The following is a 15,890-nucleotide window of genomic DNA, read 5'->3' on the forward strand; positions in this document are numbered from 1 at the left end:
AGGAGCACGATAGGCGCCTAGGGCCGAGGGGCGCGGGCGGGGCGCAGGCGCTTGGCCGGCAGCCAGGTGTCGGTGACCGTGGCCCGGCCCTCGGGGGAGGAGGTGCTCAGGATGACCCGGCCCCACCAGCCGTCGCCGTCACGCCGCCAGTCGATCAGGAGACCGGCCAGGGGCCGCGCGGGGGCGGCCGGGTCGGTGACCCAGCAGTGCCGGCCGGTGGGCCGGGAGTTCGCCGGGTCGGTCTGGAGCCTCGCCCGGCCGGGGAAGGGGATCTCCTCGGTGGTGAGGTTGTTCTCGATGGCAGCGATCGGCCTGGTCGAGCCTGCGAACGAACTGGGTGCCTGCCGATCCCTCACCGGGCAAGACTCCCACACTCGTTCGCACATGTGTTCGACCGGCCGGGTGGTTCGAATCGGCCAAAAGGCCTGCGGCGGCCGAAAAGCACCGCAGCCCGTGCCCCGGGTGAGCCGGGACACGGGCTGCGGTGACTGACTGTGCGGATCGGATCAGCTCAGCGCGGCCAGAGCCTGGTTGAGCGTCGCCGACGGGCGCATGATCGCCTCGGCCTTGGCCGGGTCGGGCCGGTAGTAGCCGCCCACGTCGGCCGGCTGCCCCTGGACCTGGATCAGTTCGTCCAGGATCGTCTGCTCCTTCTCGGCCAGGGCGGCCGCCAGCGCGGTGAACTTCTCGGCCAGCTCGGCGTCGTCGTTCTGCCCGGCCAGCTCCTGGGCCCAGTACAGGGCCAGGTAGAAGTGGCTGCCGCGGTTGTCGAGCTCCCCGGCCTTGCGGCTGGGCGACTTGTTCTCGTTCAGGAACGTGCCGGTGGCCCGGTCCAGCGTGTCGGCCAGGACCTGGGCCCGGGCGTTCTTCGTGGTCTGGGCCAGGTGCTCGAAACTGACCGCCAGGGCCAGGAACTCACCCAGGCTGTCCCAGCGCAGGTGGTTCTCGCGCAGCAACTGCTGCACGTGCTTGGGCGCCGAGCCGCCGGCGCCGGTCTCGAACAGGCCGCCCCCGTTGATCAGCGGCACCACCGACAGCATCTTCGCGCTGGTGCCCAGCTCGAGGATGGGGAACAGGTCGGTGAGGTAGTCGCGCAGCACGTTGCCGGTGACCGAGATGGTGTTCTCGCCCCGCCGGATCCGCTCCAGCGAGTAGGCCGTGGCCTCCACCGGGGACATGATCTTGATGGTCAGCCCGTCGGTGTCGTGCTCGGGCAGGTACTGCTCGACCTTGGTGATCAGGTTCGCGTCGTGCGCGCGGGCGGAGTCCAGCCAGAACACCGCCGGGTCGCCGGTGGCCCGGGCCCGGTTGACGGCCAGCTTCACCCAGTCGCGGACCGGCACGTCCTTGGTCTGGCAGGCGCGCCAGATGTCACCCGGCGAGACCTCGTGCTCCAGCAGCACAGTGCCGTCGGAGGAGACCACCCGCACGGTGCCGGCCTCGGCGATCTCGAAGGTCTTGTCGTGGCTGCCGTACTCCTCGGCCTTCTGCGCCATCAGGCCCACGTTGGGCACCGAGCCCATGGTGGCCGGGTCGAACGCGCCGTTGGCCCGGCAGTCGTCGAGCACGGTCTGGTACACGCCGGCGTAGCTGCTGTCCGGCAGCACCGCCAGGGTGTCGGCCTCGTTGCCGTCCGGGCCCCACATGTGCCCGGAGGTGCGGATCATCGCCGGCATCGAGGCGTCCACGATGACGTCGCTGGGCACGTGCAGGTTGGTGATCCCGCGGTCGGAGTCGACCATGGCCAGGGCCGGGCCCTGAGCCAGCTCGGCGTCGAACGAGGCCTTGATCGCCTCGCCGTCGGGCAGGGCCGACAGGCCGCCGAGGATGGCGCCGAGGCCGTCGTTGGGGGTGAGCCCGGCCGCGGCCAGCGTGTCGCCGTAGCGCTCGAAGGTCTGCGGGAAGAACGCACGCACGGTGTGGCCGAAGACGATCGGGTCGGAGACCTTCATCATCGTGGCCTTGAGGTGCACGCTGAACAGCACGCCCTCTTCCTTGGCCCGGGCGATCTGGGCGCTCAGGAACTGCTGCAGCGCGGCCACGTCCATCCGGGTGGCGTCGACGACCTCGCCGGCCAGCACCGGGACCGACTCGCGCAGCACCGTGGTGGTGCCGTCGGTGCCGACGTGCTCGATCCGCAGCGTGTCGTCGTTCTCCAGCACCACCGACTTCTCGCTGGTGCGGAAGTCACCGGCGCTCATGGTGGCCACGTTGGTCTTCGAATCGGCCGTCCAGGCGCCCATCCGGTGCGGGTGCACGCGGGCGTAGTTCTTGACCGAAGCCGGTGCGCGGCGGTCGGAGTTGCCCTCGCGCAGCACCGGGTTGACCGCGCTGCCCTTGACCTTGTCGTAGCGGGCGCGGATGTCGCGCTCCTCGTCGGTGCCCGGGCTGTCCGGGTAGTCGGGCAGGTCGTAACCCTGCTCGCGCAGCTCGGCGACGGCCGCCTTGAGCTGCGGGATCGACGCGGAGATGTTCGGCAGCTTGATGATGTTGGCCTCGGCCCGCTTGGCCAGCTCACCGAGCTCGGCGAGGGCGTCGTCGAGCTTCTGCCCCTCGGGCAGCCGGTCGGCGAAGGCGGCGATGATGCGGCCGGAGAGGGAGATGTCCCGGGTCTCGATGGTCACACCCGCCGTCGAGGCGTACGCCTGAACGATCGGCAGCAGCGAGTACGTGGCTAACGCAGGAGCCTCGTCCGTGTGGGTGTAAATGATGGTGGAAGCGTCCGACGCCAACGCTGGCTCTCCGTCCCTGAGTTGTGACTCTGGTCGTCCCCGAGCCTATGGCCTGGGCAGTGTGATGGGTGAGGCGGCGGGCGTGCCGTCGGTCGCACTCAGGTCTCGGTGGCCAGGTCGGGGCGCCAGTTCTGCACCTGCCCACGGCCCCGGCGCTTGGCCGCCTTCAGCGCCACCTCGGCCCGCAGCATCAGGGTCTGCAGGTCGGCGCCGGGTTCCACGCCGACCACCCCGATCCCGGCGCCGGTGCTGTCCACGCCCGGGGTGGACACCGCCAGGGTGGCCACCGCGAACGTGATCCGTTCGGCGATCCGCAGCGCCGCGGCCTCGTCGATGCCGGGCAGCAGCACGGCGAAGTCGTCCCCGCCGAGCCGGGCCACCACGTCGCTGCCCCGCACGATCTCCCGCAGGATGTCGGCCACCCGGCGCAGCACCTCGTCACCGGTCTCCCGGCCGCACGCCTCGTTCAGGGCGGTGAAGTCGTCGAGGTCGATCAGCAGCAGCGCGGCCTCACCGGCCCCGGGCTGGTCGAGGATGTCGTAGAGGACCTCGGTGAAGGCCTGCCGGTTGGCCAGGTGGGTGAGGGTGTCGGTGATCGCGGTCCGGGCCAGCTCCTCGTGCACCAGGCTGGTGCGGTAGGCCAGCATCACCTGGTTGAGGATGCTGCGGGCGGTCAGCACCACCTCGAGGTCGAGCTGTTCGGGGTGCCCCAGCGCCATCGTCACGTCCGGCGCGACGTGCGGATAGGTGATCATCACCCAGGTGCAGGCGGCGCCCGCCGCCCGGTTGAGCACCTCGTGCACCAGCGGCACGTCGGCGTCCAGAACACCGGTGATGGCCGGGGGCTGTTCGGGGAACGGGCCCAGCCACGGCCCCAGCCCGAAGCCGTCGGCCGTGCGGGCCATCCGCACCGCGCGCAGGCCCGGGGTCTCCTCGGTCAGGTCGCGGATCGCTCCCCAGCCGGCCACCCGGATCAGCGATGCGTCGGTGCCGGGGGTGTTCAGCAGGTCGGCACCGATCCGGCAGACCAGCATGGCCCGGCGGGCGCCGGCCTCGGACGAGGTCACCGGCATGCCGGACCACCCGCCGGCCGGAGTGTGCTTGCGTGCATGGACCCGTCCCCCCGAAGTCTCGACAGACGGCATCGGCTGTCGGACCGGGCCGGGTTGAGGTGGGTCGAGGGCCGGCCACCCTGATGGCTCAGACCTGGTCCAGCCGGCCCTCGACCCGGCCCTGCCGAGGTTCGCCCGACCAGGCCGCCAGCAGGGCCTCGACCTGGCGGTGCACCAGGTCCCACTCTGCGTCGGCGCTCTCGCCGGTGACGTAGTAACCGCCGTCGGCGCGCTGCTCGGCCCAGCCCTCGCGGGCCAGGCGGCGCAGGGCATCTCGCGCCGTGCGCACCGGGTAGCCCTCGTGCTCGAGGTCGGGCGGGCTGGGCAGCGGGGCGCCCGGCGGGAAGTGCCCGGCCTGGATGCGGGCGGCCAGGTGGTCGGCCAGCAGCAGGTGGACGGAGACCGGCATGGACTTATGAACTGCTGCTGGGGCGCAGTTCCGGGCCGATCGCCGCGGCCTGCAGTACCAGCCAGGGGCTGAAGGCGAACGGGGTGCGGCGCACCGCCTCGTAGAGGTCGGGCCAGGCCACCCAGGTGTACTCGGCCACCTCACCCGGGTCGGGCCGGGGCACGGCCGCCGGGTCGAGCACGGCCACGTGCACCGGGCAGAACTCGTTCTCCACCACCCCGCCGGCGTCGACAGCGCGGTAGCGGAAGTCGGGCAGCACCACGCTGAGCGACTCGGCGGGCACGTGCAGGCCGAGTTCCTCACCGACCCGCCGCTCCACCGCCGCCGTGATGTCCTCACCCGGGCGCGGGTGGCCGCAGCAGGTGTTGGTCCACACCCCGGGCCAGGTCTTCTTGCCCAGGGCCCGGCGGGTGAGCAGGGTGCGGCCCTGCTCGTCGAGCAGGTGCAGAGAGAAGGCCAGGTGCAGCGGGGTCTGCGTGTCGTGCACGGTCAGGCGGTTCGCCGTGCCGTTGGGGTTGGTGTCCTCGTCGAGCAGCACCACCAGATCAGCTCCGCCGAGGCTCTGTTCGGTCGGCGGGTTGGTGACGGTCATGCATGCCCTCTCTGTAGGCCGGCCCCGGCACGTGAGTTACGCGCGAGGCCGGAACACCTTTTTCGCTGATTCGGTCCGGATGCGCCACCCGGCGCGCGGGGATCAGTGTTCGTGGGCTGCGGCCATCTGCTGATTGACCTGCGTCAGGGTGCCGGTGAGCAGCGTCAGGGCGCCGGTCAGCTGCTCGAGGACCTCTGGTTCCAGCCCGTCCAGCGTGGCCTCGAGCAGCCGGGCCGGCTCGGTGTAGATCGCCTCGGCCCGGTCGCGGGCCAGTTCGGTGGTGCGCAGGGTGACCTGCCGCCGGTCGGTGTGCTCCCGGGTACGCACCACGTAGCCCGCGTTCTCCAGGCGGTTGACCAGGGCGTTGGTGGCGCCGGAGGTGAGCCCGACGCGCTCGGAGAGCCGGGCGGGGGAGAGCGGGTGGCCCAGCCGCTCGGCCGAGAGCACCTCGACCAGGGCGTTGGCGTCGGTGGTGTGCAGCCCCAGGCCGCGCGCCGAGTGCCGGGCCAGCTCCTGGAACTCGCCGGCGTAGGCCCGCAGTTGGTTCAGCAGATCCAGGCGGGGGCCGGGCCGGAGGATCGGCGGGAAGGGCCGCATCTCCTCGCTCATGAAGGGCAATCTACTTCACGAGATGCAATACTTCACGACTGAGGTAACTTCACCGTGAAGTAATCATCCAGGACGGGAGTGGACGACATGGCGAGAACCGTGCTGGTGACCGGGGGCAGCATCGCCGGGCCGGCGGTGGCCTGGGCCCTGCATCGGGCCGGGTTCGCCCCGACGCTGATGGAACGGGCACCCCAGCAGCGCACCGCTGGGCAGAACATCGACATCCGCGACGCCGGGCACCAGGTGATCGAGGCGATGGGCCTGCGTGAGGCGGTGCTGGCCGCCCGCACCGGAGAGGTCGGCACGCGTTTCGTCGACCGGGCGGGCCGCCCCTACGGCGAGCACCCGGCCGAGACCGGGCACGACGGCCCCACCGCGGAGATGGAGATCCTGCGTGGTGATCTGGCCGAACTGCTGCTGTCCCTGACCAAGGACGAGATCCCGCACCGGTACGGCGATCACGTGACCGCGGTCGAGCAGTTCGACGACGGCGTGGAGGTGACTCTGGCCAGCGGTGGGCAGGAGCGCTACGACCTGCTGGTGGTGGCCGAGGGGCGGCGTTCGGCCACGCGGCAGATCGTGTTCGGCGACGAGGTGCGCTGGCGCGACCTGGGCGAGTACATCGCCTACGGCACGATCGACCGCACACCTGAGGACGACGACTGGTGGCGTTGGATGACAACCACCGGTAGCCGTATGGTTTCGTTGCGGCCGGATGCCTACGGCACCATCCGCGCCAACCTGGCCTTCCTCTCCCCGCCGATCGGCCTGGAGACCCTGCCGTTCGAGGCGCAGTTGCACGTGCTGCGGCAGCGCTACGCCGATGTCGGGTGGCAGAGTGAGCGCGTGCTGGACGGTTTCGCGGCCCGGCCGGAGGAGTTCTACCTCGAGCGCTTCACCCAGGTGCGTCTACCGGCCTACACCAAAGGACGGGTGGTGCTGGCGGGCGACGCGGCCTGGGCTTCGGGGCCCTCGGGTATGGGTACGACACTGGCTCTGGTCGGCGCCTACGTCCTGGCCGGAGAACTGGCCCAGGGGTGGGACAACCGGCACCTCGCCCAGGCCTTCGGTGGTTACGAGCGGGTGATGCGGCCCTACGCCGAGAAGGTGCAGGCCTTCCCGCCCGGCGTGCCGCGCATCATCTTTCCCAAGTCCGAGGCCGGGCTCCGGGTGCTCGAGACCGCGCACCGGATCGCGGCCAGCGGCCCGGCGCGCCGACTGGCCCACCGGGCGCTGCTGTCCCGCTCGAGCCCGATGCCCGAACTGCCGGTCTACGCCTCAGTGTGAGCCGGTGAGGTGGTGACGGGACCGGTGGTCAGCGACCGCCGTTCCCGTTACCCCCGCCACCGTTACCGCCACCGTTCCCGCCGCCACCATTGCCGCCGCCGCCGTTCCCGCCGCCGCCGTTCCCGTTACCACCGGGACCGTCGCCGCCACGATCGTCCTTCTTTTTCTTCTCCTTCTTCGGCGGCAGCGGCTTCTGCCCGATCAGGCTGCTGTCCGCGCTGGGGAAGCTCTTGACCTTCTTGCCCTTGAGCGCCGACTCCATGATCTTCTTCCAGGTCGGCGCCGCGATCGTGCCGCCGTACACGTGCGAGTGCCACTGGCCGTTGATCCGCACGCCCTGCATGTACTTGCGCTTGCCGTTCACCGTCTCCGGGCCCACCCACACCGAGGTGGACAGCTGCGGGGTGTAGCCGACGAACCAGGTGTCCTGCGAGTTGTTCGTGGTGCCGGTCTTGCCCGAGGCGTCCTGGCCGCTGGACAGCCGGCCGGTACTGGCCGCCGTGCCGTTGATCAGGGCCCGGCTGAGGCCCAGGGTGGCGGTGTTCGCCACGTTGGCCGGGACGGTCTGCTTGCAGCTGGTCTTCGGGATCTTGACCGCCTTGCCGTTGCGGTCCTTGATCGAGGTGACCGCGATCGGCTCGCAGTACTTGCCGCTCGCGGCGAACGTGGCGTAGGCGTTGGCCATGGTCAGCGGCGACTGGTTGATCGTGCCGAGGACGATCGAGGGCACCGTGTCGGGGATGCCGGTGGTCGCCTTCTCCTCGCCCCACTCGACCGCGGCGGCCCGGTGCATGCCCAGCGCCTCGGCCATCTCGCGCACCTGGCACAGGTCGAGCTTCTGCTCCATCCGCACATAGGCGCCGTTGACCGAGTTGGCGGTGGCGTCCCAGGCGGTGATGGCCCCGGACCCGCTGCCGTCGCCGGCGTTGTTGAAGTTCCACGTCTCGGTGCTGCGCAGGTTCGAGCCGCAGGCCCGGAACGAGCTGACCCCCAGCGAGCCCGGCCCGCTCTCGATCGTGTCGTTCAGCTTGCGGCCGGACTTCAGCCAGGCGGCCAGCACGACCGGCTTGAACGTGGACCCGGTGAGGAAGCCCGAGGAGCCGCCGTAGGTGTAGTCGGTGGAGTAGTTGACCGTGGTGTTCTGCCGGCCCTTCTCCACGCTGTAGTACTTGTTCTGGATCATCGTGAGCACCTTGCCGGTGCCCGGCTCCACGGTGACCGAGGCGGTGGCCACCCGGCTCTTGTCGTCCGGCGGGATCGCCGACTTCACGGCCTTCCAGGCGGCGTTGAGCATCTTCGGCTCGAGGGTGGTCCTGATCGTGTAGCCGCCGCGCTTGATCGCGATCGCCCGGTCCTCCTCGGTCTTGCCGAGGGCCGCGAAGCCGGGGCTCTTGGTGAGCAGGTTGTACACGTAGTCGCAGAAGTAGGCCCGGGTGCCGGCGTTGGCGCAGCCCTGGTAGGTCGGGCTGATGTCGGCGCCGAGCTTGGCGGCCAGCGCCTTGTCCCGGGTCTCGGCGTCGATCATGCCCTGCTGGTACATCTTGGTGAGCACGGTGTTGCGGCGCTGCTTGGCCCGCACGTGCTTCTCGGTCTCGGCCAGGTTGTACTGCGGCGGCGACTGGATCATCCCGGCCAGCGTGGCCGCCTGGGGCAGCGTGAGCTTCTTGGCGGTGGTGTCGAAGTAGTAGCGCGCGGCCGCCTCGACGCCGTTGATCTGCCCGCCGAACCAGGAGATGTTCAGGTACGCCTCGAGGATCTCCTTCTTGTCCATCCGCCGCTCCAGCGCGGTGGCCAGCCGGATCTCCTTGAGCTTGCGCTCGTTGGTGCGCTCCTGGGCGGCCTCGAACCCGGCCTGGTCACCGGCCAGGTAGGCCTCCGCCTTGAGCATGTTCTTGACCAGCTGCTGGGTGAGCGTGGAGGCGCCCTGCGAGACCCCGCCGGAGACCTGGTTGGCGACCACGGCGCGCAGCAGGCCCTTGGGGTCGACCCCGCCGTGCTCGTAGAAGCGCTCGTCCTCGATCGCCACGATCGCGGTCTGCATGAACGGCGAGATGTCCTTGAGCTTCACCGGCACGCGGTTCTCGTCGTAGAACGTCGCGATCAGCGAGCCGTCGGCGGCCAGCACCTTGGTGTTGGTCGGCATCGGGGTGTCGGCGAGCTCGGTCGGCAGCTCGTTGAACGCCTTGATCACGTTGCTGGTGGCCAGGCCCGAGGCGCCGATCGCGGGGACCGCCAGACCGGCCGCGAGGACGCCCGCCACCAGACTCGTCACCACGAAGGCACCGAGCAGACCCAGGAAGTTGAGCGGGCGAGGCTTCGGCGACATACCGCGACCCTAGTGCAGGCATTCTGCCCACCAGAACCAAAGCACTGTTGTATGAGGGTAAATCGGCGGACGGGTGAGGCAGATCGCAGGCATGATGACGGTGCGGGCAGGGCTGCTCACCCAGTGCATCGGGCCGATCGTGAAGAAGTTTCAGTTCGCGTCAAGGCCAGGGCAAGAACCGGCCGCGAAATCGGCGGCCGAGGAGAATTGTCCGCGCACGGGCAAGACATCAGCGCTGAATCCCTGTCGCTTCAGCGGTGCGGCTGCGACACTATGCAAACGTTGCGAAAGCGTCGTATGCAGACATAAGCGGGCCGGAGGGCGCGGGGCATGGATCAGGTGCAACGCTCGCCCGGGGCCGACGCGCCGGCCGGGCTGCTGGTCCGGATGCGCCCGCCGTCCCTGCCCGCCGATCCGGGGTTCGGGCCCGGGCCGGAGGCCGAGCTCCGCGAGCTGCAGGCGCTGGTCACCTCCGAACCGGCGGTGGCGGCCGAGCGGGCCCGCGACCTGCAGGTGCGGGCCGAGGCCCTGGGTGAGCCGCAGATCGTCGCCGGGGCCCTGCTCTGCCGGGCCGAGGCCAGTCAGCGCACCGGCGAGATCACGGCCGCGGTGAAGCTGATCCGGCAGGCCTGCGCCGGGCCGGTGGCGCTCACGGCGGTCAACCGGGTGCGCGCCTCGCTGCTGAAGGCGTTCGTGCACAACGACCTGGGCGACGAGCCGACCGCCCTGCAGCACGTGATGGACGCGGTGCTCGCCTTCACCGACGAGGTGCCCCGGCCGCTGCGGGTCAGGGTGCTGAACAAGACCGCCGACCTGCTGCACAAGCTCGGCGCCGGGGAGGACTCGCAGCTGTGGTACTCCCGGGCCGAGGAGCTGGCGGTCGGCGATCCGCAGATGCACCTGCTGGTGATCAACAACCGGGCCTACGCCGCGCTGCGCGATGCCCGGGTGGAGGACGCCCGGGCCGGGGCCCAGCAGCTCACCGCGTTCAGTGCCCGCTACGGGTACCCGCTGAACGCGGCCAGCCTCGACACCATCGCCCGCATCCACCTGCTCGCCGGTGAGCCGCAGCGGGCGGCCGAGGTCGCCCAGCAGGCGGTGGAGGCGGCCGTCCAGGTCGACTTCCGCACCCCCGACGCCGGCTCGTACTACCTGATCACCCTGGCCGCCGCCGAGCTGGCGCTCGACCGGCCGCAGGCCGCCCTGGACGCCCTCGCCCGGGCCCAGCAGGCCTGCGCCGACGAGGGCTGCGCCCGGGTCAAGAACGAGATCCTCAAGGCCCGGGCCGAGGTGCGGGCCGCCCTGGGCGACTACCGCGCGGCCTACGAGATGCTCCAGGCGTTCAGCACCGCCGACCGTGAGCTGCTCTCCCACGAGCGCGAGGCCCAGGCCCGCATCCGGCAGACCCTGTTCGAGACCCGCACGGCCCGCGAGGAGGCGGCGCGCTACCGCGAGGAGGCCCGCCGCGACCCGCTGACCGGCCTGCGCAACCGGCTCTACGTGCAGGAGCGGCTGGGCGAACTGCTGGCCTCCGGCCCGGGGCCGATCGGTGGCCTGAGCGTCGCACTGGTCGACCTGGACCACTTCAAGTCGGTGAACGACCGCTACTCGCACGAGGCCGGCGACCGGGTGCTGCAGACGGTGGCCGGACTGCTGGAGGCGGCGCTGCCCCCGGACGAGGCGGGATCGTTCGCCGCCCGGCTCGGCGGGGAGGAGTTCCTGCTGGTCATGATCACGCCCAGCCGGGGCCGGGCGCACCGCATCGTCGAGCACGTGCGCCGCACCGTGCAGCAGTACGACTGGAGCCCGGTGACCCCCGGCCGCGGGCTGACTCTCAGCGCCGGCGTCGCCGCCCAGCACCCCGGCGACACCTACGAGACCCTCCTGGCCCGCGCCGACCAGCAGCTCTACACGGCCAAGTCCAGCGGCCGGAACCGGATCAGCGTCTACATCTGAGCCTCCGCGGTGCACTGTCCGGCAGTCGCGCCGTGCCGCCGGCCCGGCTGAACCTAGGCTCCCTCGCCATCCGACGGTGGGGGGCAGCGATGAGCGGACAGGCCTGGGCCAATGTGATCGCGGTGTCAGGCTCGGTGCTGGCCCTGCTCGGCGTGGTGGTCGGCGGGTTGCTGGCTGCCCGCGCCCAGAGCCGGCACTGGCGGTTCTCCGAACAGGCCGATGCCTGCGCCGCGTTCCTCGCTGCCTACGCCGGCGTCTACCTGGCCCACGTCGAGGCGGTGCGTTCCGGCACGGCCGCCACGGCCCAGCACACCTCCGACTTCGTTGACTGGGCCCAGTTCAACGAGGCGCTGGAGGCGCTGAACATCCGGCGGACGCCGAGATCGCTCAGGCTGCGCACGATCTGGACGCGTCACTCTGGAGGGTCGGGCGAGAACTGCTGAGACGCCCGATATCTCTCACCGAGTGGGCGGCCCAGCGCAGGGCTCTCGACGAGGCCAAGCTGACCTTCGTGAACGTCTGCCGCTCCCGTCTCGTGCGGGGTGCGGGCCGGCTGAACACGCTCAGCGGCCGTCCGGCCGACGACGACCCGATCTGGGCGGCCCCTTGACCTCAAGCGCGCTTCAGCAATCAGGCTTACCCGCGGGACGTAGGAGCGAGCAGCAGGGGGCCAGACGATGAGGGCAGCGGCGTTCGAGCAGCCGGGCGGGCCGGAAGTGCTCAAGGTGATGGAGGTTCCGGCGCCCGAAGCAGGTCCGGGGCAGGTGCGGATCGCGGTGCGGGCGGCCGGGGTTCAGCCGTTCGACCTCGCCGTGCGGGCCGGATGGATACCGCAGGGGGTAGAGCCAAGGGCCGTGACGATCCCGGGCAACGAATTCGCTGGGGTGATTGATCAGATCGGCGCTGGCGTGACCGATTTCGCCACGGGCGACGAGGTTCTCGGGTTCGGACGGTTGGACGCCTATGCCGAATACCTGGTGATCCCGGCCGACCAGATCACCGCGAAGCCGCCGAGCATGTCCTGGGAAGTGGCCGGCGCGTTCAGTGCGAGCGCCCAGACCGCGCACATCGCCCACGGTGAGCTGCGGCCCGCCCAGGGGGAGACTTTTCTGGTTCAGGGCGCAGCCGGTGGGGTGGGCACGGTCGCCGTGCAGTTGGCGGTTCAGACGGGTGCGGTCGTGATCGGCACGGCGCGTCCCGAGAATCACGACTACGTGCGGTCTCTCGGTGCCACGCCGGTCGAGTACGGCGAAGGTCTGGTGGAGAGGGTGAAGCAGTTGGCCCCGCAGGGCGTGGATTCGGCGCTGGACTGCGCGGGCGGTGCGGCGCTGGAGACGTCACTGGCTCTGGTGGCCGACCGCTCAAGGATCCTGACCCTGGTCGAGCACGGCAGGGCCGAGGAGCTCGGCATCCGCGTCACTCCGGCCACGCGTTCGGCCGCCCGCCTGGCCGAGCTGGTGAAACTGCACGAGCAGGGCCGACTGCGCATCCACATCCGCAGCACCTACCCGCTGGCCGGTGCCGCCGACGCGCACCGCGAGCTGGAGACCGGTCACGGGCGCGGAAAGATCGCGATCACTCTTCCCTGAGCCGCCCGGCGACGATGGTGAGCAGCACCACCGCGTCCTCCTCGGCGTTCAGGTCGTGCTTGGCCGCGGGGATCACCAGGTGGTCACCGGCCGCGCCGCTCCACGTCTCCTCGCCGGCCTGCAGCGTGACCTTGCCGGTCAGCACCTGCACAGTCGCCTCGCCGGGGTTGTCGTGCTCGGCCAGCCGGTGCCCGGCCGCGAGCGCGAGAACCAGCTGCTTGAGCCGGTGTTCGTGACCCACCACCAGGGTGTGCGCGGCGCGGCCGCTGTGGGCCGCGCGGGCCTGCTCCAGCAGTTCGTCGGCGAGTTCGGTGAGCTGGGTGCTCTGCATGGCGGTTTCCTTCGGCCAATGATGGACGCTCGTGCTGGCGAACGCGGTAATGGCATCATTGTGGCTTCTCACCTGTGGGGGAGGGGCCTCCCGGCCCGGTTGTGCGGGACTTTGGTCGGTATCCGGGCAGGCACGGCTGCGGGCCCCGCCCGCCGGGTGCAGGGTGTTCCCATGGCGGCGCCGAGTGAGAAGCAGTTGCGGCAGAGCATCCTCGACCTGCTGGCCGAGCGCCGGGAGGGGGCCACGATCTGCCCGTCCGAGGTGGCCCGGGCCCTGGGTGGTGAGCAGTGGCGCGACCTGATGGAACCGGTCCGGGAGGCCGCCCGGGGGTTGCGTTCCGACGGCCGGGTCGAGATCACCCAGGGCGGTGAGGCCGTCGATCCTGCGACTGTGCGCGGCCCCATCCGCATCCGGTTGGTGTGACTTACGGGGGTTAACCCCACCCCCGTTCGGTGGTGCATCGGAGTGCCCGGTAGTACGGCCCGCTGGTGTGCTGGACACATGCTTACGAACCGGAAGACCAAGACCGTGGTGGGGCTCGCTGCGCTGGTCGGCGCGGTGGTGCAGTTCCTGGTGTTCCACCTCGTGGTCCAGGCCGCCTGGGAACGGCCGTACAGCTGGGCCGACCACAACATCAGCGATCTGGGCAACCGCACCTGTGCCGTCCAGGCCGAGCCGCAGATGCGCTGGGTCTGCTCACCCGATCACGGGATGATGAACGAATCCTTCATACGGCTGGGCGTTCTCGCGGTGATCGGCCTGCTGCTCAGCGCTCCGCTGTGGCGGCCGGGGGCGCGGGCGGCCCGCGGGCTGCTGCTCGCCGCGGGCCTCGGCTGGGTCCTGGTCGGGCTGGCACCGGCCGACGTGAACGAGAACGTGCACGTCCTCGGGGCGGCCTTGATCATGCTGGCCGGCAACATCGGCCTGATCGTGGCCGGGCGGCAGGCGTCCGACCCGATCGTGCGGCGCTTCGGCCTGCCCCTGGGCGCGCTCGGCCTGACCGCGTTCACGCTGTTCCTCAGCCAGCAGTACCTGGGGCTGGGGATGGGCGGGATGGAGCGGGTGGCCGTGTTCCCACAGCTGGCCTGGCTGGTCCTGTTCGCCGTGGTCGGCCTGCGGCACCTGTTCACGAACGAGCAGCCCAGCCCGGCCGAGCCGGTGCTCAGCTCATCCGGCAGGCGTTCCCGCTGACGCTGATCCCGCCCTCGGCCGGGATGTTCACCTTGATCATGCTCGGGCGGCCCATCTCGATGCCCTGCGTCACCAGCACCTCGGACGGAGGCTGGACGATGCCGAAGTGTCGCAGGTGGGCGCCCAGCGCAGCCGCCGCCGCACCGGTGGCCGGATCTTCCACCACTCCACCCACCGGGAACGGGTTGCGGGCGCGGAAGGTGTCGGGGCCGGTGCGGTGCACCAACTGCAGCGTGGTCAGGTTCTCGGCCAGCATCAGCTCACGCACGGCGGTGAAGTCGTACTCGAGGGCCGAGAGCGTGCCCAGGGTGTGCAGGCCCAGCACCAGGTGCCAGGCGCCGGCGAAGCTCAGGGCGGGCGGCAGTTCGGGATCCAGGTCGTCCGGGCTCCAGCCCAGCAGCGGCAGCAGCTTCTCCAGCAGACCGTCGGGTACCGGCTTCACCTGCGGCTCGACCGAGGTCAGAGTGGCCACCGGCCAGCCTTCTTCGACGTCGGTGCTGACCATCACCACACCCGGCCGGGTGCGGAACTCGTAGGTGGCCGGGCCGTGCGAGTCGGCCAGGGCCACGGCCGAGGCGATGGTGGCGTGGCCGCAGAAGTCGACCTCCCGCTCCGGGCTGAAGTAGCGCACCTCGGCCACGGTGGAGCCGGGGGCGATCGCCAGGAAAGCTGTTTCGGAGTAGCCCACCTCGGCCGCCACCCGCTGCATGGTGGCCTCGTCGGGCAGGTGGTCGCCGATCACCACACCGGCCGGGTTGCCGCCTTCGGGGTCACGGGTGAACGCACTGATCCGCTGAACGAGCATGAAGAGCAGTTTGAGCGTCCCGGATTGCGCCGGTCAAGAGCCCCGGAAACGACTTGCCGCCGCAACCTCCGGTGCCCGACGCTGAGCGGCGTGAAGAGCTCCCGGCTGCCACCGCGCGGCCCCGCGGTGGCCGCGAGAAGCATGCTGCAGGCCTTCGACGTGGACTGCGGTGAGCTGGTGCCGGGGCATAACTTCATCGCGCGTGGTCTGGCCGGGCCGTACGAGCTCACCGTGCCTCAAGAGTGGGACGGCGACGCGGGCGAGTACGAACAGATGCTCGAATACCTGGACGGCGGAGGTTATCCCGGCTTCTCGCTGGAGTACGAGCTCGCGCCGGCGGTCGTAGACCTGCAGAAGGCCGAGGCCTACTGGCGGCCGGCCGGCTGAACTACGGCAGCCAGGTCCAGTCGGCCGGATCGGCCGAGTACCTCACGTCGCCCCAGTCGAGCGTGTCGTTCGACACCGGGACCTCCACCGAGACCTGGAGCAGTTGCCCCTTCTCGGTGCTGCTCACGTCGATGTTGGTTTCCGGGCAGATCCCGGCGTCGGCGCGGGTCAGTTCGACGCACACCATGGCGGTCTCGTGGTTCAGCCGGAACCAGGCCTTGCGGGCGATGATTTTTTCGCCCTTCTTGGTCGGGCGCACGTCGGGGGGCACGAAGCCGGTGAACTCGTAGCCCTCGGGCAGGGTCACCGGCAGCTTCAGGCGCAGGCCCTTGTCCCGCTCGTACATCTCGACCACGTCCTGCTTGGTCCACACGTCGCCCAGGCCGGGAGGCTCGTCGCTGTCTTTCTGGACGGTCGGCGCCGGGGTGGTCATGCCCTGCCCGCGAGGGGTGCCGCTCGCGCTGGAGCAGGCTGCCGTGAGGGAGAGCACCGCGCCCATCATGACCAACGTGGGTCGAGCCCCACCACGTGACCTGCGCATACCGCCCTCTCTTGCCTGACCTG

At 70.7% G+C, this 15,890-nt stretch carries 17 protein-coding genes; 7 read left to right on the plus strand and 10 right to left on the minus strand.

Annotated features, from left to right (window positions below; translation table 11 throughout):
• Positions 1-17 precede the first annotated feature (17 nt).
• From QSK18_RS13180 to QSK18_RS13205, 6 genes are all read right to left on the minus strand, one after another.
• The gene (locus QSK18_RS13180) at positions 18-356 is read right to left on the minus strand and encodes a hypothetical protein (protein ID WP_232808877.1); all 339 of its coding nucleotides are present in this window, start codon (positions 354-356) and stop codon (positions 18-20) included.
• Positions 357-506: 150 nt separating this feature from the next.
• A complete protein-coding gene (locus tag QSK18_RS13185; RefSeq protein ID WP_285619156.1) occupies positions 507-2,732 on the minus strand; it encodes an NADP-dependent isocitrate dehydrogenase in 2,226 nt (741 codons plus the stop codon).
• A 98-nt stretch (positions 2,733-2,830) separates the two neighbouring features.
• The gene (locus QSK18_RS13190) at positions 2,831-3,805 is read right to left on the minus strand and encodes a GGDEF domain-containing protein (protein WP_285619157.1); all 975 of its coding nucleotides are present in this window, start codon (positions 3,803-3,805) and stop codon (positions 2,831-2,833) included.
• A gap of 127 nt (positions 3,806-3,932) precedes the next feature.
• Entirely contained in the window at positions 3,933-4,253 is a 321-nt protein-coding gene (locus QSK18_RS13195) for a GntR family transcriptional regulator (protein ID WP_232808874.1), read from the minus strand.
• A 4-nt stretch (positions 4,254-4,257) separates the two neighbouring features.
• On the minus strand, positions 4,258-4,845 hold the full coding sequence (idi, locus tag QSK18_RS13200; protein ID WP_232808873.1) for an isopentenyl-diphosphate Delta-isomerase: 588 nt from the start codon (positions 4,843-4,845) through the stop codon (positions 4,258-4,260).
• A 102-nt stretch (positions 4,846-4,947) separates the two neighbouring features.
• Complete coding sequence (locus QSK18_RS13205) at positions 4,948-5,454, minus strand: MarR family winged helix-turn-helix transcriptional regulator (protein ID WP_232808872.1); 507 nt, start codon at positions 5,452-5,454, stop codon at positions 4,948-4,950.
• An 87-nt stretch (positions 5,455-5,541) separates the two neighbouring features.
• Here QSK18_RS13205 and QSK18_RS13210 point away from each other — a divergent pair, with 87 nt between their 5' ends.
• The gene (locus tag QSK18_RS13210) at positions 5,542-6,741 is read left to right on the plus strand and encodes an FAD-dependent monooxygenase (protein ID WP_232808871.1); all 1,200 of its coding nucleotides are present in this window, start codon (positions 5,542-5,544) and stop codon (positions 6,739-6,741) included.
• Between the two features lie 28 nt (positions 6,742-6,769).
• Here the strand turns inward: QSK18_RS13210 and QSK18_RS13215 are convergent, their stop codons facing one another.
• A complete protein-coding gene (locus QSK18_RS13215; RefSeq protein ID WP_285619158.1) occupies positions 6,770-9,067 on the minus strand; it encodes a transglycosylase domain-containing protein in 2,298 nt (765 codons plus the stop codon).
• A 330-nt stretch (positions 9,068-9,397) separates the two neighbouring features.
• On the opposite strand from QSK18_RS13215, the gene QSK18_RS13220 reads away from it, so the two are divergent.
• From QSK18_RS13220 to QSK18_RS13230, 3 genes are all read left to right on the plus strand, one after another.
• Positions 9,398-11,023 carry a tetratricopeptide repeat-containing diguanylate cyclase gene (locus QSK18_RS13220; RefSeq protein WP_232808869.1) on the plus strand — a complete coding sequence of 542 codons (1,626 nt, stop codon included), beginning with the start codon at positions 9,398-9,400 and terminating at the stop codon, positions 11,021-11,023.
• A gap of 89 nt (positions 11,024-11,112) precedes the next feature.
• On the plus strand, positions 11,113-11,466 hold the full coding sequence (locus QSK18_RS13225) for a hypothetical protein (protein WP_285619159.1): 354 nt from the start codon (positions 11,113-11,115) through the stop codon (positions 11,464-11,466).
• Positions 11,467-11,700: 234 nt separating this feature from the next.
• Positions 11,701-12,612, plus strand: a complete 912-nt coding sequence (locus QSK18_RS13230; protein WP_232808867.1) for an NADP-dependent oxidoreductase — start codon at positions 11,701-11,703, stop codon at positions 12,610-12,612.
• Here the strand turns inward: QSK18_RS13230 and QSK18_RS13235 are convergent.
• Positions 12,599-12,943: a cupin domain-containing protein gene (locus QSK18_RS13235; RefSeq protein ID WP_232808866.1), complete on the minus strand. Its 345-nt coding sequence runs from the start codon at positions 12,941-12,943 to the stop codon at positions 12,599-12,601. The two genes, QSK18_RS13230 and QSK18_RS13235, sit on opposite strands and share 14 nt — an antisense overlap.
• Before the next feature lie 171 nt (positions 12,944-13,114).
• Between QSK18_RS13235 and QSK18_RS13240 the strand changes: the two genes are divergently transcribed.
• Positions 13,115-13,366: a DUF3253 domain-containing protein gene (locus QSK18_RS13240; protein WP_232808865.1), complete on the plus strand. Its 252-nt coding sequence runs from the start codon at positions 13,115-13,117 to the stop codon at positions 13,364-13,366.
• 78 nt (positions 13,367-13,444) lie between these two features.
• Positions 13,445-14,134, plus strand: coding sequence for a DUF998 domain-containing protein (locus tag QSK18_RS13245; protein ID WP_285619160.1), 690 nt, complete (start codon positions 13,445-13,447; stop codon positions 14,132-14,134).
• Here the strand turns inward: QSK18_RS13245 and QSK18_RS13250 are convergent.
• Positions 14,106-14,939, minus strand: coding sequence for a PhzF family phenazine biosynthesis protein (locus QSK18_RS13250; RefSeq protein ID WP_285619161.1), 834 nt, complete (start codon positions 14,937-14,939; stop codon positions 14,106-14,108). The two genes, QSK18_RS13245 and QSK18_RS13250, sit on opposite strands and share 29 nt — an antisense overlap.
• A 90-nt stretch (positions 14,940-15,029) precedes the next feature.
• Here QSK18_RS13250 and QSK18_RS13255 point away from each other — a divergent pair, with 90 nt between their 5' ends.
• Positions 15,030-15,326 carry a hypothetical protein gene (locus tag QSK18_RS13255; RefSeq protein WP_285619162.1) on the plus strand — a complete coding sequence of 99 codons (297 nt, stop codon included), beginning with the start codon at positions 15,030-15,032 and terminating at the stop codon, positions 15,324-15,326.
• Position 15,327: 1 nt separating this feature from the next.
• On the opposite strand, the gene QSK18_RS13260 is transcribed toward QSK18_RS13255, so the two are convergent.
• Positions 15,328-15,816, minus strand: coding sequence for a hypothetical protein (locus QSK18_RS13260; RefSeq protein ID WP_285619163.1), 489 nt, complete (start codon positions 15,814-15,816; stop codon positions 15,328-15,330).
• Between the last annotated feature and the right edge of the window lie 74 nt (positions 15,817-15,890).

The organism is Kineosporia sp. NBRC 101677 (assembly GCF_030269265.1).
Taxonomy (GTDB): Bacteria; Actinomycetota; Actinomycetes; order Actinomycetales; family Kineosporiaceae; genus Kineosporia; species Kineosporia rhizophila.

Bases quoted from the DNA above. Each gene is read 5' to 3' on its own strand.
- QSK18_RS13190 (WP_285619157.1), bottom strand. From the start codon at position 3,805: ATGCCGGTGACCTCGTCCGAGGCCGGCGCCCGCCGGGCCATGCTGGTC.
- QSK18_RS13195 (WP_232808874.1), bottom strand. From the start codon at position 4,253: ATGCCGGTCTCCGTCCACCTGCTGCTGGCCGACCACCTGGCCGCCCGC.
- idi (WP_232808873.1), bottom strand. From the start codon at position 4,845: ATGACCGTCACCAACCCGCCGACCGAACAGAGCCTCGGCGGAGCTGAT.
- QSK18_RS13205 (WP_232808872.1), bottom strand. From the start codon at position 5,454: ATGAGCGAGGAGATGCGGCCCTTCCCGCCGATCCTCCGGCCCGGCCCC.
- QSK18_RS13210 (WP_232808871.1), top strand. From the start codon at position 5,542: ATGGCGAGAACCGTGCTGGTGACCGGGGGCAGCATCGCCGGGCCGGCG.
- QSK18_RS13215 (WP_285619158.1), bottom strand. From the start codon at position 9,067: ATGTCGCCGAAGCCTCGCCCGCTCAACTTCCTGGGTCTGCTCGGTGCC.
- QSK18_RS13220 (WP_232808869.1), top strand. From the start codon at position 9,398: ATGGATCAGGTGCAACGCTCGCCCGGGGCCGACGCGCCGGCCGGGCTG.
- QSK18_RS13225 (WP_285619159.1), top strand. From the start codon at position 11,113: ATGAGCGGACAGGCCTGGGCCAATGTGATCGCGGTGTCAGGCTCGGTG.
- QSK18_RS13230 (WP_232808867.1), top strand. From the start codon at position 11,701: ATGAGGGCAGCGGCGTTCGAGCAGCCGGGCGGGCCGGAAGTGCTCAAG.
- QSK18_RS13235 (WP_232808866.1), bottom strand. From the start codon at position 12,943: ATGCAGAGCACCCAGCTCACCGAACTCGCCGACGAACTGCTGGAGCAG.
- QSK18_RS13240 (WP_232808865.1), top strand. From the start codon at position 13,115: ATGGCGGCGCCGAGTGAGAAGCAGTTGCGGCAGAGCATCCTCGACCTG.
- QSK18_RS13245 (WP_285619160.1), top strand. From the start codon at position 13,445: ATGCTTACGAACCGGAAGACCAAGACCGTGGTGGGGCTCGCTGCGCTG.
- QSK18_RS13250 (WP_285619161.1), bottom strand. From the start codon at position 14,939: ATGCTCGTTCAGCGGATCAGTGCGTTCACCCGTGACCCCGAAGGCGGC.